Annotated in this window: 18 protein-coding genes and 4 pseudogenes; 13 read left to right on the top strand and 9 right to left on the bottom strand. The window is 71.3% G+C overall.

Translation table 11 applies throughout. The features are described from left to right. The coding region (locus tag ACFXA3_RS06730) for a transposase (protein WP_385182883.1) at positions 1 to 195 on the top strand (195 nt) is incomplete at its 5' end. A 21-nt stretch (positions 196 to 216) separates the two neighbouring features. Here ACFXA3_RS06730 and ACFXA3_RS06725 read toward each other — a convergent pair. The 5 genes from ACFXA3_RS06725 to ACFXA3_RS06705 form a co-directional block, all read right to left on the bottom strand. Beyond that, complete coding sequence (locus ACFXA3_RS06725) at positions 217 to 303, bottom strand: peptidoglycan-binding domain-containing protein (RefSeq protein ID WP_385182914.1); 87 nt, start codon at positions 301 to 303, stop codon at positions 217 to 219. A 32-nt stretch (positions 304 to 335) separates the two neighbouring features. Continuing rightward, the gene (locus tag ACFXA3_RS06720; protein WP_385182918.1) at positions 336 to 596 is read right to left on the bottom strand and encodes a hypothetical protein; all 261 of its coding nucleotides are present in this window, start codon (positions 594 to 596) and stop codon (positions 336 to 338) included. A 383-nt stretch (positions 597 to 979) separates the two neighbouring features. Further along, positions 980 to 1,105, bottom strand: coding sequence for a hypothetical protein (locus ACFXA3_RS06715; protein WP_385182881.1), 126 nt, complete (start codon positions 1,103 to 1,105; stop codon positions 980 to 982). 128 nt (positions 1,106 to 1,233) lie between these two features. Next, positions 1,234 to 1,605 carry a hypothetical protein gene (locus ACFXA3_RS06710; RefSeq protein ID WP_385182878.1) on the bottom strand — a complete coding sequence of 124 codons (372 nt, stop codon included), beginning with the start codon at positions 1,603 to 1,605 and terminating at the stop codon, positions 1,234 to 1,236. Positions 1,606 to 1,913: 308 nt separating this feature from the next. Next, positions 1,914 to 2,183, bottom strand: coding sequence for a DUF6221 family protein (locus tag ACFXA3_RS06705; RefSeq protein WP_385182875.1), 270 nt, complete (start codon positions 2,181 to 2,183; stop codon positions 1,914 to 1,916). Between the two features lie 95 nt (positions 2,184 to 2,278). Between ACFXA3_RS06705 and ACFXA3_RS06700 the strand changes: the two are divergent. Further along, positions 2,279 to 2,734 (top strand): annotated as a pseudogene (locus ACFXA3_RS06700) (transposase family protein); the annotation flags it as partial. Between the two features lie 77 nt (positions 2,735 to 2,811). On the opposite strand, the pseudogene ACFXA3_RS06695 reads toward ACFXA3_RS06700, so the two are convergent. Beyond that, a pseudogene (locus ACFXA3_RS06695) lies at positions 2,812 to 3,651 on the bottom strand (ABC transporter permease); the annotation flags it as partial. Positions 3,652 to 3,722: 71 nt separating this feature from the next. On the opposite strand from ACFXA3_RS06695, the gene ACFXA3_RS06690 reads away from it, so the two are divergent. Continuing rightward, on the top strand, positions 3,723 to 3,872 hold the full coding sequence (locus ACFXA3_RS06690; protein ID WP_385182872.1) for a hypothetical protein: 150 nt from the start codon (positions 3,723 to 3,725) through the stop codon (positions 3,870 to 3,872). Continuing rightward, positions 3,860 to 4,519 carry an amino acid permease gene (locus tag ACFXA3_RS06685; protein ID WP_385182869.1) on the top strand — a complete coding sequence of 220 codons (660 nt, stop codon included), beginning with the start codon at positions 3,860 to 3,862 and terminating at the stop codon, positions 4,517 to 4,519. Before ACFXA3_RS06690 ends, ACFXA3_RS06685 begins: the two co-directional genes overlap by 13 nt. Before the next feature lie 52 nt (positions 4,520 to 4,571). On the opposite strand, the gene ACFXA3_RS06680 is transcribed toward ACFXA3_RS06685, so the two are convergent. Then, positions 4,572 to 5,624, bottom strand: coding sequence for a YncE family protein (locus ACFXA3_RS06680; protein ID WP_385182867.1), 1,053 nt, complete (start codon positions 5,622 to 5,624; stop codon positions 4,572 to 4,574). A 149-nt stretch (positions 5,625 to 5,773) separates the two neighbouring features. On the opposite strand from ACFXA3_RS06680, the gene ACFXA3_RS06675 reads away from it, so the two are divergent. After that, positions 5,774 to 6,679: a LysR family transcriptional regulator gene (locus ACFXA3_RS06675; RefSeq protein WP_385182864.1), complete on the top strand. Its 906-nt coding sequence runs from the start codon at positions 5,774 to 5,776 to the stop codon at positions 6,677 to 6,679. 27 nt (positions 6,680 to 6,706) lie between these two features. On the opposite strand, the gene ACFXA3_RS06670 is transcribed toward ACFXA3_RS06675, so the two are convergent. Next, positions 6,707 to 7,048 (bottom strand): PRC-barrel domain containing protein, encoded by a 342-nt coding sequence (locus ACFXA3_RS06670; RefSeq protein ID WP_385182860.1) that lies wholly within the window; start codon positions 7,046 to 7,048, stop codon positions 6,707 to 6,709. Between the two features lie 209 nt (positions 7,049 to 7,257). On the opposite strand from ACFXA3_RS06670, the pseudogene ACFXA3_RS06665 reads away from it, so the two are divergent. The 6 genes and pseudogenes from ACFXA3_RS06665 to ACFXA3_RS06640 form a co-directional block, all read left to right on the top strand. Next, a pseudogene (locus ACFXA3_RS06665) lies at positions 7,258 to 7,832 on the top strand (hypothetical protein); the annotation flags it as partial. An 83-nt stretch (positions 7,833 to 7,915) separates the two neighbouring features. Then, positions 7,916 to 8,107 (top strand): annotated as a pseudogene (locus tag ACFXA3_RS06660) (DUF5914 domain-containing protein); the annotation flags it as partial. Positions 8,108 to 8,206: 99 nt separating this feature from the next. After that, the gene (locus tag ACFXA3_RS06655; protein ID WP_385182857.1) at positions 8,207 to 8,725 is read left to right on the top strand and encodes a cupin domain-containing protein; all 519 of its coding nucleotides are present in this window, start codon (positions 8,207 to 8,209) and stop codon (positions 8,723 to 8,725) included. Between the two features lie 146 nt (positions 8,726 to 8,871). Continuing rightward, positions 8,872 to 10,146: a molybdopterin-dependent oxidoreductase gene (locus ACFXA3_RS06650; RefSeq protein WP_385182855.1), complete on the top strand. Its 1,275-nt coding sequence runs from the start codon at positions 8,872 to 8,874 to the stop codon at positions 10,144 to 10,146. Beyond that, positions 10,143 to 10,640: a hypothetical protein gene (locus ACFXA3_RS06645; RefSeq protein WP_385182853.1), complete on the top strand. Its 498-nt coding sequence runs from the start codon at positions 10,143 to 10,145 to the stop codon at positions 10,638 to 10,640. Before ACFXA3_RS06650 ends, ACFXA3_RS06645 begins: the two co-directional genes overlap by 4 nt. Before the next feature lie 130 nt (positions 10,641 to 10,770). After that, a complete protein-coding gene (locus tag ACFXA3_RS06640) occupies positions 10,771 to 11,835 on the top strand; it encodes an NAD-dependent epimerase/dehydratase family protein (RefSeq protein WP_385182850.1) in 1,065 nt (354 codons plus the stop codon). A 17-nt stretch (positions 11,836 to 11,852) separates the two neighbouring features. Here ACFXA3_RS06640 and ACFXA3_RS06635 read toward each other — a convergent pair whose 3' ends face one another. Continuing rightward, complete coding sequence (locus tag ACFXA3_RS06635; protein ID WP_385182847.1) at positions 11,853 to 12,272, bottom strand: molybdopterin-binding protein; 420 nt, start codon at positions 12,270 to 12,272, stop codon at positions 11,853 to 11,855. 388 nt (positions 12,273 to 12,660) lie between these two features. Between ACFXA3_RS06635 and modA the strand changes: the two genes are divergently transcribed. Then, entirely contained in the window at positions 12,661 to 13,488 is an 828-nt protein-coding gene (modA, locus tag ACFXA3_RS06630) for a molybdate ABC transporter substrate-binding protein (protein WP_385182844.1), read from the top strand. A 58-nt stretch (positions 13,489 to 13,546) separates the two neighbouring features. Then, the coding region (locus tag ACFXA3_RS06625; RefSeq protein WP_385182911.1) for an ABC transporter permease at positions 13,547 to 14,612 on the top strand (1,066 nt) is incomplete at its 3' end.

Here is a 14,612-nt window from a genome sequence, read left to right as displayed (position 1 = left end):
CTCGGGGGCGGGGCCGGGGGCCGGGAACCGCCCTGCCACTTCCACAAGACCATCTACCGGCGCCGCAACGTCGTCGAACGCTGCTTCCACCGCCTCAAGCAATGGCGTGGCATCGCCACCCGCTACGACAAGCACCCCACCCGCCATCAGGCAGCGATCACCCTCGCCAGCACCCTCATCTGGCTAGACAAGTGATCGACAAGACGCTGCCTAGGGCTAACGCTCGGTCCGGAGCCACGTCCAGGTGTTCGTGCCGACCTTGCCGTCGACAGTGAGCCTTTTCGCAGACTGGAAGCGCTTCACGGCGGACTCCGTGCCGGCTCCGAACTGGCCATCTACGCCGGTGAGCCCACCGAGTAGCCGTGGTAGATCAGCAGCGCCTGGAGCTCCTTCACCTTTGCAGCGGAGTCGCCGCGATCCGTGTATGCGTCGCTGCGGTCGTAGCCGCAGTAGACCCCCTCGAATGTTTCCTGGCAGGTTGCCGCCACCGCCGTGGGTACTTGAGCGGTGGTGGGTGCGGCCAGAGCGGCGCCGGCAGAGCCAACCGGGAGCAGGGCCGCGGCCAGCACGGCGGACGCGAGCAGGCAAAGCCTCATGCGCTGCAACTGGAAGTCCTTCGAATGGGGCGGGGCAGCCCGCCGCTGAGTTGGTTGGTCGGGAACGTATGCCTGTATCGGCCATCGAGGCAGGGCGCACGACGGCGCGCGGGGGCGCATCTGGCGTCATGGGTAGCCACGTGGCCGGCCAACCACAGCCACCCGTGACTAGACGCAGGTCAACAACTCAGTGCCGTCGCTCCGGCATGACGGGTTGCCGTCATGCCGGAGCAGACACGTCCCGACGCCCAGGATGTGTCCCGTGGCCGTACAGGGGCGTTCAGGAGCAATCGGATCCGCGGGCCGCGCCCCCGTCGGCCAGCGGTCGGCGCCCCGGCTGTCCCCCTGAAGGCAGCAGCGTTCCCCGGCCGCCGGCTCTGTCATCAGGGTTTGTTCGGCCGCAAGGCGTCCTGCGCCAAGGCCAGGAGGACGACCTCGCCGAATCCGAGGTGAAGCTCGCCCCGGGCTGGGCCGCCGACGCGCTGCTCGATCAGCAACACGTCGCCCAAGCGGACGTTGTCGGGGTCCAAGCCGACGCGCCGCAGCAATTCCAGAAGACCGGCGGGCTGGTGGCGCGGCCGAGGATCTCCCCGCCGATGCGGACGTCTTTGTGCTGCAAATTGCCGGCATCTCGTCATTACAGGTCAACGAATTTGTAAATCAGGCGGTAATCTGCACCATCTCCTGTGAATTTAGCTTCACGAATTTTGTTCCAGAAGTCATCGAACCAATCGAAGTCGTCCACGGTGAAACTTACTGTTCCCAGATGGTCGTCCGAATCGACATTATCTTGTTCCCAGAGCTCAATCGTGAACCGTGTCTGAGGCGTCCCTGGAGGCATCCCAGTGTCGAAGAATTCAAGTGTCACGGTTTTACCCGCCGAAAATGACCACGTGAGTCCTGGTGCGGGATGGCGGGTCATATCGTTAATGATCATGAAGATATCGTCGCCGCCGGGGCCGTCGGTTCTTTCGAGGCATGTAAGTTGCATAAAGTGCATGAAAAGCATGGGAGTCCGCCTCGCGGAGAGTCGGATGTTTCTTCCGCCAGGGTTGCGCTCGTTGCCAGAGACGCTCATGGGGCGCAGCCACTGCCGAGGGCAGTGGTCATGCGGGCAGGAATCAAGCATGCGCCGCCTGGCTGGACCTACTGCTCTGAGTGGGGATCTCGGGGTGTCTCGCCTGAGTGACTCCGATGGCTGACCGGGCCGGTGGCGAAGGCATGAAGACTACCTTTCGGTAGTTCGTGAGAAAGTATGCCTATTCCTAGGCCATCACAGCGTGCGCGCCCTCGCAAGTCAAGGCTGCCCCACACGAATTATCTCCGTTCCTTCAGCCAACCCAAATCCCGGGCGTGGGCCAGTCCAGTCCAGGACGGAGCGTTTACCGCTCGCAGCACGCGAGCCAGGTTGTGCAGCGCGACGTGCAGGGCGATCGTGGGGTGGATTCCGGATAGTTCTCCTTGGCAGAAGTCGACCGTGTGCCCGTGAGCGGTCCACTCCCTGCAGCCCTCACCGTCACAGCGTCGGGCCAGGTCGGCCTCCTCATCCAGCCGTGCACGGAGGAACGTCGCAAGGTCTTGCTTCATGGAGTCACCCCGGACGATGTGCCCGGCCGGTCGCATGGTTTCCATGCTGTGGGCAGAACCCGGCTGGCAGGCCCGACAATTGGAATGATCTTGCTGTGGTTGGTGTGATCACGGCGTCCGAGCCGTCCTGGATAGCCCCGTTCTCCGGGCTGAGCCCTCGCGCCTTCGGCGAGTTGGTGACGCTGCTGCGGCGCCAGGGTGCGGACGTGGTTCGCAAGGGCCGGCCGGGGAGCCTTCCGCTGGAAGACGGTGCCCTGCTCGTCGCGACGTACTTGCACACGAACCTGACCATGCGCCAGCTCGCCCCACTGTTCGGGATCTCGAAGTCGGCGGCGGATCGGATCACCGACCACCTCGGACCGGTGCCCGCCCTTCAGCCCCGCAAGCGGTTCGCCAAGGACACCGTGTTCATCGTGGACGGCACCCTGGTTCCGACCCGCGACTACACCGTGGCCGCGCGGTCGAAAAACTACCGGTACTCCACCAACCACCAGGTCGTCATCGACGCCGATACCCGTCTTGTCGTCGTGGGGGGGGGGGCGCGCGGCGGGGCCCCCGGGGCCCCCCGGCGCCGGGGGGGGGGCGGGGGCCGCCCGGGTGTCCGGGGCGGTCGGGGCGGGCGTCGGGGTCATCGCAGCCATCGGGCGCTCCGTCGCTGGAGGGGCAGGTAGGCCGCCATGACGAGGCCGGCGATCAGGATCATGTCGAGGCCGAGGGCGAGCGCCACGTTCTCCTGTCCGGTCAGCACGTTGCCGGACAGTGCGTCCGCGATCTTGAGCGTGACCAGTGGTACGGAGCCGCCGACGAGGGCCGCGGCCGTGGCGTGCGCGGCGAAGGCGGTGCCGAAGAGCAGCACGAACCCGCCGAGCAGGGAGGGCGTCAGGACCGGCAGGCCGACGTGGCGCCAGAACTGCCATCCGGTGGCCCCGTTGTTCTGGGCGGCTTCGCGCCACTGCGGTCGCAGTCCGTCCAGCGCGGGGGCGATCACGAGGACCATCAGCGGGATCAGGAAGTACAGGTAGACCACGGTGAGGCCGGTGAAGGAGTACAGGTTCCAGCCGAGGCCCGTGAGATCGGCGAGCCGGGTGACGACCCCGGAGATGCCGACGGTGGCGATGAACGCGAACGCGAGCGGGACGCCGCCGAAGTTGGCGAGGACGCCGGAGGCGGTCAGCGCGGCGCTGCGCAGGGCCCGGGACCGGGAGGTGACCACGGCCTGGGCGATCAGGACCCCGAGCACCCCGCCCACGGCGGCGGTGAGGGCGGAGAGCTGGACGCTGCCGATGAGCGAGCCGAGGTAGGGGCCCTGGAGCGAGCGCGCGAGGTGCTCGCCGGTCAGCCGGGTGGCGCCGGTCGCCGGGTCGGTCTGCGTGACGGCGCCGAAGGCGATGGCGCCCAGCGGGATGCCGAAGCAGAGCCCGGTGAAGGCGAGGAGCGGGAGGACGGCGAGCCAGGTGCGCGGGCCGCGCCCCCCGCGGGCGCCGGGGGGGCGGGGGCCCCGCCCACGCCCCCCACTACTTCGCCGTCGGCGGTGGCCTGATGCTCGCGATGATCATGGGGCTGGCGACGCTGGTCGGCTTCGACTCCGCGGCGAACCTGGCCGAGGAGGCCAAGGACGCGCACCGCACCGTGCCGCGCGCGATCTGGGATCGGTCGTGGCGGCCACGGCCTTGGGCATGCTGTTCCTGATCGCGCTCACCGTCGCGATCAAGGACGTCCCGCGGATCTCGGCCAGCGGCTCACCGGTCGCGGCCATCATGCGCGACCAGCTCGGCCCGGTCATGGAGCGGGGTTTGCTGGTGGCCATCACGTTCGCGTTCTTCGGAGCCGGGGTGGTGACGATGGCGGCGTGCGCGCGCCTCGTCTTCGCGATGGCGCGCGACGGGCGGTTCCCGGCCCATCGGATGATGCGGCGGGTCAGCCCGCGGACACGGACCCCGGTCCCGGCGACCGTCCTGATCTTCGCCCTCGGGGTCGTCCTGATGGTCGCGCTGCCGGGCGCCGCACTGCTGGAGCTGATCACGGCCTCGACGATCCTCCCGGCGCTCATCTACGGCGCGACGATCGTCCTCTACCTGGCGGTGCGCGGGCGGCTGGGCCGCAGGAAGGGCGCGTTCGACCTCGGGCATTTCGAGCTGCCGGTCGCGATCGCCGCACTGGTGTGGACGCTCGTCGCGCTGTTCGTGCTGGTCTCCCCGCGGGAGGCCTTCGTCTCCGTCGTGAGCGTGGTCGGTCTCCTCCTGGTGGGCGGGCTGTTCTTCCTCGTCATGCTGATGGTGGACCGTGAGGCCCTGGAGACCGAGCCCGGCGAAATGAACGAGGCGTTCCGCCCCTGATGCGGAGGGTTCCACCGCCCGGTGGTCGCCCCGCGGTCACGTCGGACGGCGATCAGCTGGGGCGGGGGACGTACGCCAAGCCGTGGGCGCCGGGTTCGCCGAGCCGGGCGATGTCCAGGCGGGCCAGGGGCCGCAGCGTCTCCAGGTCGACGATGTGGACGGTGGAGGAGACGACGCAGGCCACGTAGGCGAGCCGGCCGTCGGGGGAGGACGTGATGGTCAGCGGAAACAGACCGACCTCGACCTCACCGAGCTTCGTGCGGGTGTCGGCGGCGAACACCGCGAGGCGGCCCGGGGCGTGGCGTCCGAGTTGCGACCCCGGGTCGGCCGCCATGCGCAACTCCCCCGCCAGCAGCTTGCCCGTGGACGTCACGTGCACCGGGAGGACGATGTCCTCGGTGGGGAGGGTGTCGATGACGGACGCCGTGCGGGCGTCGATGACGCGGAGGCCGGTGACCGGCCGCTCCCCCGCGCCGCCCGAGAAGTTGCCGTACGGCGCGGCGACGAAGACGTGGGAGCCGTCGGCGGAGAGGGCGAGTCCCTCACTGCCCGGCACCTCGACCTTCGCGGTGAGGGTGCCCCGTTCGAGGTCGACGACCGACACGAAGGGCGCCTCCTTGTTGGTGGCGTACCCCGTCCGGCCTGCCGGGTCGATGGCGAACCAGTGCGGCCCGGGCGCGTGCGTGTCGATCCTGCCGATCGGCCGGCGGGTGGCCGTGTCGATCACCACGACACCGCCGGGCCGGTCCTCGGCGCCCTCCACACTGACGTACAGCCGCCCGCGCGAGGGGTCCAGCGCCAGCCCGTGCGGCCCGTGTTCGGGGGTGAGGTCGACGAACTCGACGATGCGGCGGGTGTCGGGGTCGATGACGGCGAGCTCGGTGCGTCGGCCGCCGTTCGCGTGGTAGTAGCCCGAGTGGTACGTCAGCGTGCACCACAGCAGCCGCTGCGTCGCGTCGAAGCACAACTCGTGGGGCTCCGCGGGGACGTGCACCTCTCCGAGGTGCCGGTCGGAGGCCGCGTCGAAGAACGAGACCGTGGGTCCGCTCTGGCTGACGACGGCCAGGACGTCGCCTTCTCGACCGGTACGGGGGGACTGCAGCACAGCGGCTCCTTGAACGGGGAAGGGGAGGCGTGCCACGCGTGTTCGCGGGCGTCTCCACTCTCCGTTTCGGCAGGGTCCGGCAGCAATGCAAAAATTGACATCCCATCATTGCCGCAAACGCAAAACCGCAGTTCGGGAGCCAGACACCGATGGACCTCAACCTGTTGCGCGTCCTGGACGCCCTGCTCCAGGAGAACAGCGTCACCCGCGCTGCGGAACGCCTCGGCACCTCGCCCGCGGCGGTCAGCCGGACCCTGGCGCGGCTGCGCCGCACCGTCGGCGATCCACTGCTCGTCCGGGCCGGCCAGGGGCTGGTGCCCACGCCGCGGGCCGTGGAACTCCGGGAGGAGGTCGCCGCGTTGCTGCGCGGCTGCGACAGCGTGCTGCGGCCCGGTGCCGGCTTCGACGCCGTACACCTCCAGCGGACCTTCACCGTGCAGGCCACCGACCTGCTCCTGGTCGGACTGGCCGGGAGCCTGACCGAGCGGATCCACGCCCAGGCCCCGCAGGTGGACGTCGTCTTCCTGCCGGAGGCGCTGGAGGGCGGTCCCGGGCTGCGGCAGGGCTGGGTGGACGTCGAACTGGGCGTCCTGGGACACCTGGATCCCGAGATCCGGACCCGGCAGCTCACCCGGATACCGCTCGTCGGCATCGCCCGCAGCGGCCATCCGTTGTTCGACGGGCCGATCGACGCCCGCCGTTTCGCCGCGGCCGACCACATCGGCATCTCCCGGCTCGGCAAGCGCCTCGGGCCGATCGACACCGCGCTCGCGGAACTCGGGCTGCGCCGCCGGACCGCGGTCGTGGTGCCCAGCCACACGACCGCGATGATGCTCGCCCGGGACACCGACCTCGTCGCCCTCAGCCTGGCCGACTGGCTCCCCGGCACCATCGCGGCGATGGGACTGCGGACGTTCCCCGTCCCCCTCGGCCTGGAACCCCTGGACTTCGGCATGGCCTGGCACCCCCGCAACTCGGCCGACCCGGGGCACCGCTGGTTCCGCGAACACCTGGCAGCCGCCGTCCTGGCCCCGGCCGGGCCGCTCCCCCGTTGATCCCGGCGCGACGGAGGCGTCCACGGCTCATCCGGCGTAGTACCGGCCGATCTCCCGGCGGAATTCCGGGGCGCCCAGGTGGTGGTCGCGACGGAACTCCGGAGCGGCCTCGATCTGGTCCTTGGTGCGGTCCACGTGGACCGTCCCGCCCGCCCGGTCCACGCGCAGGATCGTGCCCGCCGGGAGCAGCACCTGCCTGCCGGGGATCCACGCACCGGTGTCCACCACGATGTAGGCGTCGGAGACCTCCCCGGAGTGCCCGTCGACCTTGCCGATGGGGCCGTCGACGGCTTCCACGCCGTAGCCCGTCAGGTCCTCACCCGTCGGGTGGATGATGCCGGAACGGTAGGCCCACATGTCGTCGGTCATGCCGCAGCTCCTTCCCTGTGTCCGTGTGCAGGTGTCGTACTCCGTCCCGCCTGCCCCGCGGGCCGGACCCCACACGCCGGACCCCGAAGCCGGCCTGCGCCCCGCGCGCCCTTTCGTCGGGTTCGTCCCGAAGCGGGATGAGCGGTTGCGGCGATGTGACGTCCGGGCAGGCCCTGCCCGGGCCCGTGGACGCGAGGAACGGTGTCGATGACGGTCCCCGACGGTTCCCCGCCTCCCGGCGCGAGGCGCTGGCCGCGCTGCGCCGCTTCGTCGGGCACCGGCTCGCCGGCTTCGGGCCGTACGAGGACGCGATGCTTGCGCGGGACCCGGTGATGAGCCACAGCCTGCTGTCGTCCTCGCTCGACCTCGGTCTGCTGGACCGGCGGAGTGCGTGGAGCGGGCCGAGGGCGCGTGGCGGGCGGGGCTGGGACCCGGAGGCGGTGACGGACTGGTTCCACCACTGCTTCACCGACGGCGACGACTGGGTGATGGTCCCCGACGTCGTCGGCATGTCGCAGTACGCCGACGGCGGGCGCACGACGACCGAGCCGCACACCTCCGGCGGCTCCTACGTGAACCGGACGAGCGATCCGTGCGGCGGGTGCGCCTACCGGCCCGGTGACCGGGCCTGTCCGTACACCGCCGGGTACCGGACCTTCCTGCACCGGCACCGGTCCCGCCTGGAGGGCAATCCGCGGATGGCGCAGCCGGTCGCCGGCCCGGACCGGCTGCGGACCTTCAGGAGGTGCTGCGCCGCGAGCGGCAGCGGGGTGACGGCCCGCCCCGACCGGGCCCCGCGACGCCGCCCCCGCCGACCGGACGCACGGGGGCTCCCTCGCCTCGCCCGGTGCATGCGGGGGTCAGCGGGGTCGCCCCCGTACGGCGGTGACCGAGGCGGTGGTGGCCGTCTCCGACCGCCCGGGCTTCGCGTTCGTGCGCCGGGCCGCGCCGGTCCTGCGCCCGCTGATGCGGACCGCGGCGGCCCGGCTGTGGCGCGACGACCTGGCCTACGCCGAACGGCGCCGGCTGCTGCGTTCGACGGGCCGGTTCCCCGGCTGACACCGGCCGGCGCCTCGACGATGCACCGCCGCGTCCGGCAGTGGAGACTTTGTGGGAGAGCACCAGTGCCTCTCCCCATTCTGTCGAGGAGTGATCGCCATGACAGAGCCGTCGGCCCCTGCGCTCACCATCGTCCGCCCCGGCGAGGGCACCGAGGGCTTCCTCGGCCCCATCGGGGTCGCCTTCAAGCTGTGGGGGGACGACACCGGCGGTGCGGTCTCCGTCGTCGAGCACCCCTTCCCCGTCGGGGCACTGGTACCTCCGCACCTGCACACCCGCGAGGACGAGTACTCGATCGTCACCGAGGGCGAGATCGGGTTCCGTTCGGGCGAGCGTGAAACCGTCCTCGGCGCGGGCGGCTACATCACCAAGCCGCGCGGGGAACTCCACACGATGTGGAACGCCGGCCCCGTCCCCGCCCGGATGATCGAAATCATCAGTCCGGCCGGGTTCGAGCACTTCTTCCGCGAGCTGAGCGAGATGCTCGCCGACGGACGGCCCCCGGCCGAGGACGCGCTGGCGGCGCTCGCCGCCAAGTACGGGCTGGAATTCGGGCGGCCGGACTGGCTGCCCGACATCATCTCCCGGTTCGGTCTGACGCCCCCTCCCGGATTCTGACCGGGTCGGGGCCCCACCGGACCGAAGGTGCGTTTCGGGGTGCTCACCTGGCGTGTCACCGGCACGGGTGCGCCGCCGTGCGGCATGTTCATGGGGCGGTCGGCAAGTGACGAACGACGTGAGCGAGCCCCACGTGGAGGTGCCCGATGGGTCCGAGTGGCGTCGGGCAGGGGCAGCCGGACCGGCCGGGGCCGGCTCGTCCGGCGTTCTGGCGGAGTCCGCTGCGCGGTCCCTGGCTGACCTCGGTGTTCGGGCTGGTCCTGCTGTTGGGGATCACGGTGCTCTTCGTGACGGGTCTGCTGTCGTACGCGGCGTACAACCCCGATCTCGCGGCGGTCAACGACCAGACGCCGAACAAGGGATGGCTCGGCTTCTACCTGTTCTCGTGGCCGACGTCTCCGTACTGGCTCTACCGGCTCACCCAGGGCGTCCACGTAACGCTGGGAATCGTCCTCGTGCCCGTCCTGCTGGCGAAGCTGTGGTCCGTCATCCCGAAGCTGTTCGAGTGGCCGCCGGTCCGCTCGGTCAGCCACGCCCTGGAGCGGCTGTCGCTGCTCCTGCTGGTCGGCGGCGCCGGCTTCGAGTTCGTCACCGGCATCCTCAACGTCCAGCTCCACTACATCTTCCCCGGCTCCTTCTACACCCTGCACTTCTACGGGGCCTGGGTGTTCATCGGCGCGTTCGTCGTGCACGTGGCCTTCCGGCTGCCCAGGGCCCTGCAGGCCGTACGGCCACGGTCCGCAGGGCCCGCGGCGGGTACCGGGGAAGCGCTCGGGCTGGTCTCGCCGCGCCCCGCGCCGCCGACCATCTCCCGCCGCGGCGCCCTGGCCATGGTGGGACTCGGGTCGGTCGCGCTGCTGGTCGTCACGGCGGGGCAGAGCATCGGCGGATGGTGGCGGCGGACCGCACTGCTGGCCCCGCACGGCCGGGATCCGGGGTCGGGCCCGAACGGGTTCCAGATCAACAAGACCGCCGCGTCGGTCGGCATCCGGCCCAGCGACGTCGGTCCTGCCTGGCGGCTGACCGTACGGGGCCCGGGGCGTCAGGTCGACCTGACGTACGAGCAGCTCCTGGCCATGACGCAGCACGAGTCGGACCTGCCCATCGCCTGTGTGGAGGGCTGGTCGACCCCCGACCAGCGGTGGGGCGGGGTCCGGCTCACCGATCTGGCCGCCCTCGTCGGGCTCGGTGTGAACACGCCCCGGGTCCTCGTCGAATCGGTGCAGCGCGGCGGCTCGTTCAGCTCGGCCGTGCTCAGCGACGCCCAGGTCCGTGACAGCCGCTCGCTGCTGGCCGTGCGCGTCAACGGGGCGGTCCTCTCCGCCGACCACGGCTACCCGGCGCGGGCCATCATCGCGGGGGCTCCGGGGGTCCACAACACCAAATGGGTCACCCGCCTCACCTTCGGGGAGCCCGTATGAGCGCCCCGACCGGGTTCCGGCGCCGCTACGGCGCGTCCCCGCTGCACCTGCTGCTCGTACTGGCCTCTTTCGCCCTTGCCGTGTACGCCGGTCTGCGCCTGTTCCAGGGGGACACGCTCGGAGTGGCCGTGTGGTTCGTCGGAGCGGCCCTCCTCCACGATCTGGTCCTGCTGCCCCTGTACTCGGTGACCGACCGGGCAGCGCAGGCGCTGTTCACCCGGGGACCTGGCCCCACACCGCCCGTGCCACGGGTGAGCGTGAACCACGTCCGCGTACCCGCGTTCGTCTCCGGTGTCCTGCTGCTCGTCTGGTGGCCGCTGGTCTTCCGCCGGGTCGGGCACTACACGGCCGCGACCGCCCTTCCGGCGGACGGGTTCCTCGGCCGCTGGCTGCTCATCACAGCGGCGCTGTTCGCAGCGTCGGCGGTGGTCCTGGTCGTACGGACCCTGCGTTGGAGCCGGGCCCAGCGGCAAACGCGCGACGCGGCGAAGTGACGTCCCTTCACGAGCCGTGGTCTCCCGTGTCCGCCACGCCCCGTGGGATTCGGCGCACCCGTATGACGGAAGTCTTACGTGCACGCGTGGGAGACCCTGCGGGGGCCGCGCACTGCGTAGCGTCCTCGGCATGCGCGTACTCGTCACCGGAGGGGCCGGGTTCATCGGCTCCCACATCGTCTCCGCCCTCACGGCCCGCGGGCACGAGCCCGTCGTCCTCGACGCCCTGCTGCCCGCCGCCCACCCCGGCACGCCGCCGCTGCCCGACGCCGGTTTCGTGCGCGCCGACGTACGGGACGCCGCCGCGGTCCGGGCCGCGCTCCGCGGAATCGACGCGGTGTGCCACCAGGCGGCCATGGTCGGCCTCGGCAAGGACTTCGCGGACGCCCCGGACTACGTCGGCTGCAACGATCTCGGGACGGCGGTGCTGCTGGCCGAGATGGCGACGGCCGGGGTGCGGGAGCTCGTGCTCGCCGGATCGATGGTGGTCTACGGGGAGGGCCGCTACACCTGCGAACGGCACGGAACGGTACGCCCCGGGCCGCGCCGGACCGAGGACCTGACTGCGGGCCGGTTCGAACCCCGCTGCCCCGACTGCGGAGCCGAACTCGCGCCGGGCCTGGTCGGCGAGGACGCCCCGACGGATCCGCGGAACGTGTACGCGACGACGAAGCTGGCCCAGGAGCACCTCGCGGCGAGCTGGGCCCGGTGCGTGGAGGGCCGGGCGGTGTCGCTGCGCTACCACAACGTGTACGGGCCCGGCATGCCGCGCGACACCCCGTACGCCGGGGTGGCCTCCTTCTTCCGCTCCTCGCTCGCCCGCGGCGAGGCGCCCCGGGTCTTCGAGGACGGCGCGCAGCGAAGGGACTTCGTCCACGTCGCGGACGTGGCCGCGGCCAATGCGGTGGCGCTGGAGGCGGTCGGTGCCCGGCGGGCGGGCGCGCTCGCCGTGTACAACACCGGCAGCGGGGAGCCCCACACGGTCGGTGAGATGGCCACCGCGCTGGCCACGGCGCACGGCGGACCCGCCCCGGTGGTGACGGGCGAGTTCCGCCTCGGCGACGTACGGCACATCACCGCCGACTCGGCCCGGCTGCGCACTGAGCTGGGCTGGCGTCCGGCGGTCGGCTTCGCCGACGGCATGGCCGGGTTCGCGCGGGCCGGCCAGCGCGAGTCGGCCGGTGTGACCGGCTGATCGCGCCGGCCCGGGGATCAGGCGGCGGCGAGCGAGACCTCGGTCGCCTTGATCAGGGCGACGACCGAGGAGCCGGCGGCCAGGCCGAGCTCGTTCGCGGCGTCGGCGGTGATCGCGGCCGTCAGGCCGCCGCCGTTCACGTCGACCTTCACGGAGGCCATCGCCGGGCCGGCGGCCACGTCGACGACCGTGCCGGGGATCTGGTTGCGGATGGACACGCCCTGGACGGCGGCGGTGGCGAGGGAGACCTCGGTGGCCTTCACCAGGGCCTTGACCGCGGTGCCCTCGGCCAGGCCCAGCTCCTTGGCGGCGTCGGTGGTGATGGCCGCCGTGATGTCCTGACCGCCCGCCAGACGCACCTTCACCGAGGACATGGCCTCGCCGGCCGTGATCGAGGTGACGATGCCGGCGATCTGGTTGCGGATGGACAGGCTCATGAAAACCACGCCTCACTGAAGAAGAAAACGAAGAAGAAAACGAGGGACGAAACATTCGGGTCGGATGTGACCTGCATTACGACCGACATTACAGAGCCGGGAAACCCTCCCGAAGGCGCCCCGTCTCATTCGCCAGCCGAACAGCCGCATCCTCCTGGCTTGTTCCGGAAGGCCCCACAGCCTGGGATTCCCGGGCCTCACACCCCACCGACCTGGCACTTTCACCTTGCGGGCACGACGGGCCGCCATGCGGCACCCACAGCGAGGCAAATCAGCAGATGCAAGGGCCACAGGTACTCTTGCATCGCAAAATCCCAGCGGGTTCCCCCGGTATTCCCGAAATTGCGGGAGGGGGTATTTCATGTTGCGACGAAAGAGAGAATCCGCCATGGCCGTCCGCCCCACCGAGTTCCTCCGCCGCCATCGCGTCGCGGTCGCCGCCGTGACCGGGGCGCTGCTCCTTCCCGCCCTCGGGGCCTGCGGCGGCAGTGACACCTCCTCCGGTCCCGCCTCGCCGTCCGCGGCGGCATCGGCGTCGCCGACGGGACGGGCGCCCGCCGCGAACCTGACCGTGCTGGGGGCGGCCTCCCTCACGGACGTCTTCAAGCAGGCGGGCGCCGCCTACGAGAAGGAGCACCCGGGGACGAAGGTGACCTTCGCCGGTTCGCAGGAGCTGGCCTCCCAGGTCAAGCAGGGCGCTCCCGCCGACGCCCTCGTGACCGCCGACACGAAGACGATGGACGGGCTGAAGGGCGAGACGAACGATCCGACGGTCATCGCGAGGAACCGGCTGGTCATCGCCACCGCACCCGGCAACCCGCACAAGATCGGCTCGCTCAAGGACCTGGCCGACTCCAAGATCAAGGTGGTGCTGGCCGCCCCCGAGGTCCCGGCCGGCCGCTACAGCAAGGAGGTCCTCGACCAGCAGGGCATCACCGTCACCCCCGTCTCGCAGGAGCCCAACGTACGGGCGGCCCTGTCCAAGGTGGAGCTCGGCGAGGCGGATGCCGCGCTCGTCTACAAGACCGACGCCGCGTCCGCGCAGGGCAAGGTCGATGCCGTGGAGATCCCCGACGACCAGAACGCCATCGCCTCCTACCCGGCCGCCACCCTCAAGTCCACGAAGAACGCCGCCGCCGCGGCCGCGTTCGTGAAGTGGCTGTCCTCGCCGCAGGCGCAGCAGATCCTCCGGCAGGCCGGCTTCCAGCAGCCCTGACCCTGCCCCGCCCCCGCCCCCGCCCTGCCACGCCCCTCTCCACGACCCGGACGTGTCGATGACCCGCCGTGCCTCCCGGCCCCGCCCGCCCCTCGCCCTGGTGCTCCCCGCGCTCCTGGCGGTCGCGTTCCTGATGGTCCCGCTCGTGGGGATCCTCGTACGCACCGAATGGGGAGAGCTCGGCGCGCACCTGACGTCGCCGGGCTCGCTGGAGGCGCTGCGGCTGTCGCTGGTGGTCTCGTTCTGGGCGCTGGGGATCTCGTTGCTGCTGGGGGTGCCGCTGGCGTGGCTGCTGGCCCGCGTCGAGTTCCGGGGGAAGACGCTGGTGCGGTCGCTGGTGCTGCTGCCCATGGTGCTGCCGCCGACCGTGGGCGGTGTGGCCCTGCTGCTCGGCTTCGGGCGCCGCGGGCTGCTGGGCCCGTTCCTGGACGAGGCGTTCGGGATCACCCTGCCGTTCCACACCTCGGGGGCGGTCGTGGCGGCCACCTTCGTGGCGATGCCCTTCCTCGTCATCAGCCTGGAGGGCGCACTCGGCGGACTGCGGCCCGGCTACGAGGAGACCGCGGCGTCACTCGGCGCCTCCCCCGTACGGGTGTTCCTCACCGTCACCGTGCCCATGGTCGCCCCCGGCCTGATCGCGGGGGCGGCGCTGACCTGGGCGCGCGCGCTGGGCGAGTTCGGTGCCACGATCACCTTCGCCGGGAACCTGCCCGGCGTCACACAGACCCTGCCGCTCCAGGTGTACCTGCTGCTGCAGGACTCCCCCGAGGCCGCCACCTCCCTCTCGCTCCTGCTGCTCGTCATCGCCATGGCGGTCCTCGTCGCGCTGCGCGGCAGGTGGACGTCCGGGCACGCCGTCCGGGTGGCCCACCACACCGCCCCGACCGAGGACCCCGTCGTCGACGCACCGGAGCCCGAGGCGGGGGCGGTCCCCGCTCCGGAGGGGCGGTGGGCGCTGCACGCCGAGGTCACCGGATTCAACGAGCTCACCCTCGACGCCGCACCGGGCACCACCATCGCCGTCGTCGGCGAGAACGGGGCCGGCAAGACCACCCTGCTGCGCGCCCTCCTCGGCCTCACCCCGCGCGCCCACGCCGAACTCCGGCTCGGCACCGAGGACCTGA

It is taken from the genome of Streptomyces sp. NPDC059456 (assembly GCF_042750055.1).
Lineage (GTDB): Bacteria > Actinomycetota > Actinomycetes > Streptomycetales > Streptomycetaceae > Streptomyces.
The sequence above is the reverse complement of the archived record's forward strand: the minus strand, read 5'-3'. Positions and strand labels throughout refer to the sequence as shown.

Excerpts from the sequence above, each read along its gene's own strand:
- ACFXA3_RS06720 (WP_385182918.1), bottom strand. The coding sequence starts at position 596 with ATGAGGCTTTGCCTGCTCGCGTCCGCCGTGCTGGCCGCGGCCCTGCTC.
- ACFXA3_RS06710 (WP_385182878.1), bottom strand. The coding sequence starts at position 1,605 with ATGCTTTTCATGCACTTTATGCAACTTACATGCCTCGAAAGAACCGAC.
- ACFXA3_RS06705 (WP_385182875.1), bottom strand. The coding sequence starts at position 2,183 with ATGAAGCAAGACCTTGCGACGTTCCTCCGTGCACGGCTGGATGAGGAG.
- ACFXA3_RS06690 (WP_385182872.1), top strand. The coding sequence starts at position 3,723 with ATGCTCGCGATGATCATGGGGCTGGCGACGCTGGTCGGCTTCGACTCC.
- ACFXA3_RS06685 (WP_385182869.1), top strand. The coding sequence starts at position 3,860 with ATGCTGTTCCTGATCGCGCTCACCGTCGCGATCAAGGACGTCCCGCGG.
- ACFXA3_RS06675 (WP_385182864.1), top strand. The coding sequence starts at position 5,774 with ATGGACCTCAACCTGTTGCGCGTCCTGGACGCCCTGCTCCAGGAGAAC.
- ACFXA3_RS06670 (WP_385182860.1), bottom strand. The coding sequence starts at position 7,048 with ATGACCGACGACATGTGGGCCTACCGTTCCGGCATCATCCACCCGACG.
- ACFXA3_RS06655 (WP_385182857.1), top strand. The coding sequence starts at position 8,207 with ATGACAGAGCCGTCGGCCCCTGCGCTCACCATCGTCCGCCCCGGCGAG.
- ACFXA3_RS06650 (WP_385182855.1), top strand. The coding sequence starts at position 8,872 with ATGGGTCCGAGTGGCGTCGGGCAGGGGCAGCCGGACCGGCCGGGGCCG.
- ACFXA3_RS06645 (WP_385182853.1), top strand. The coding sequence starts at position 10,143 with ATGAGCGCCCCGACCGGGTTCCGGCGCCGCTACGGCGCGTCCCCGCTG.
- ACFXA3_RS06640 (WP_385182850.1), top strand. The coding sequence starts at position 10,771 with ATGCGCGTACTCGTCACCGGAGGGGCCGGGTTCATCGGCTCCCACATC.
- ACFXA3_RS06635 (WP_385182847.1), bottom strand. The coding sequence starts at position 12,272 with ATGAGCCTGTCCATCCGCAACCAGATCGCCGGCATCGTCACCTCGATC.
- modA (WP_385182844.1), top strand. The coding sequence starts at position 12,661 with ATGGCCGTCCGCCCCACCGAGTTCCTCCGCCGCCATCGCGTCGCGGTC.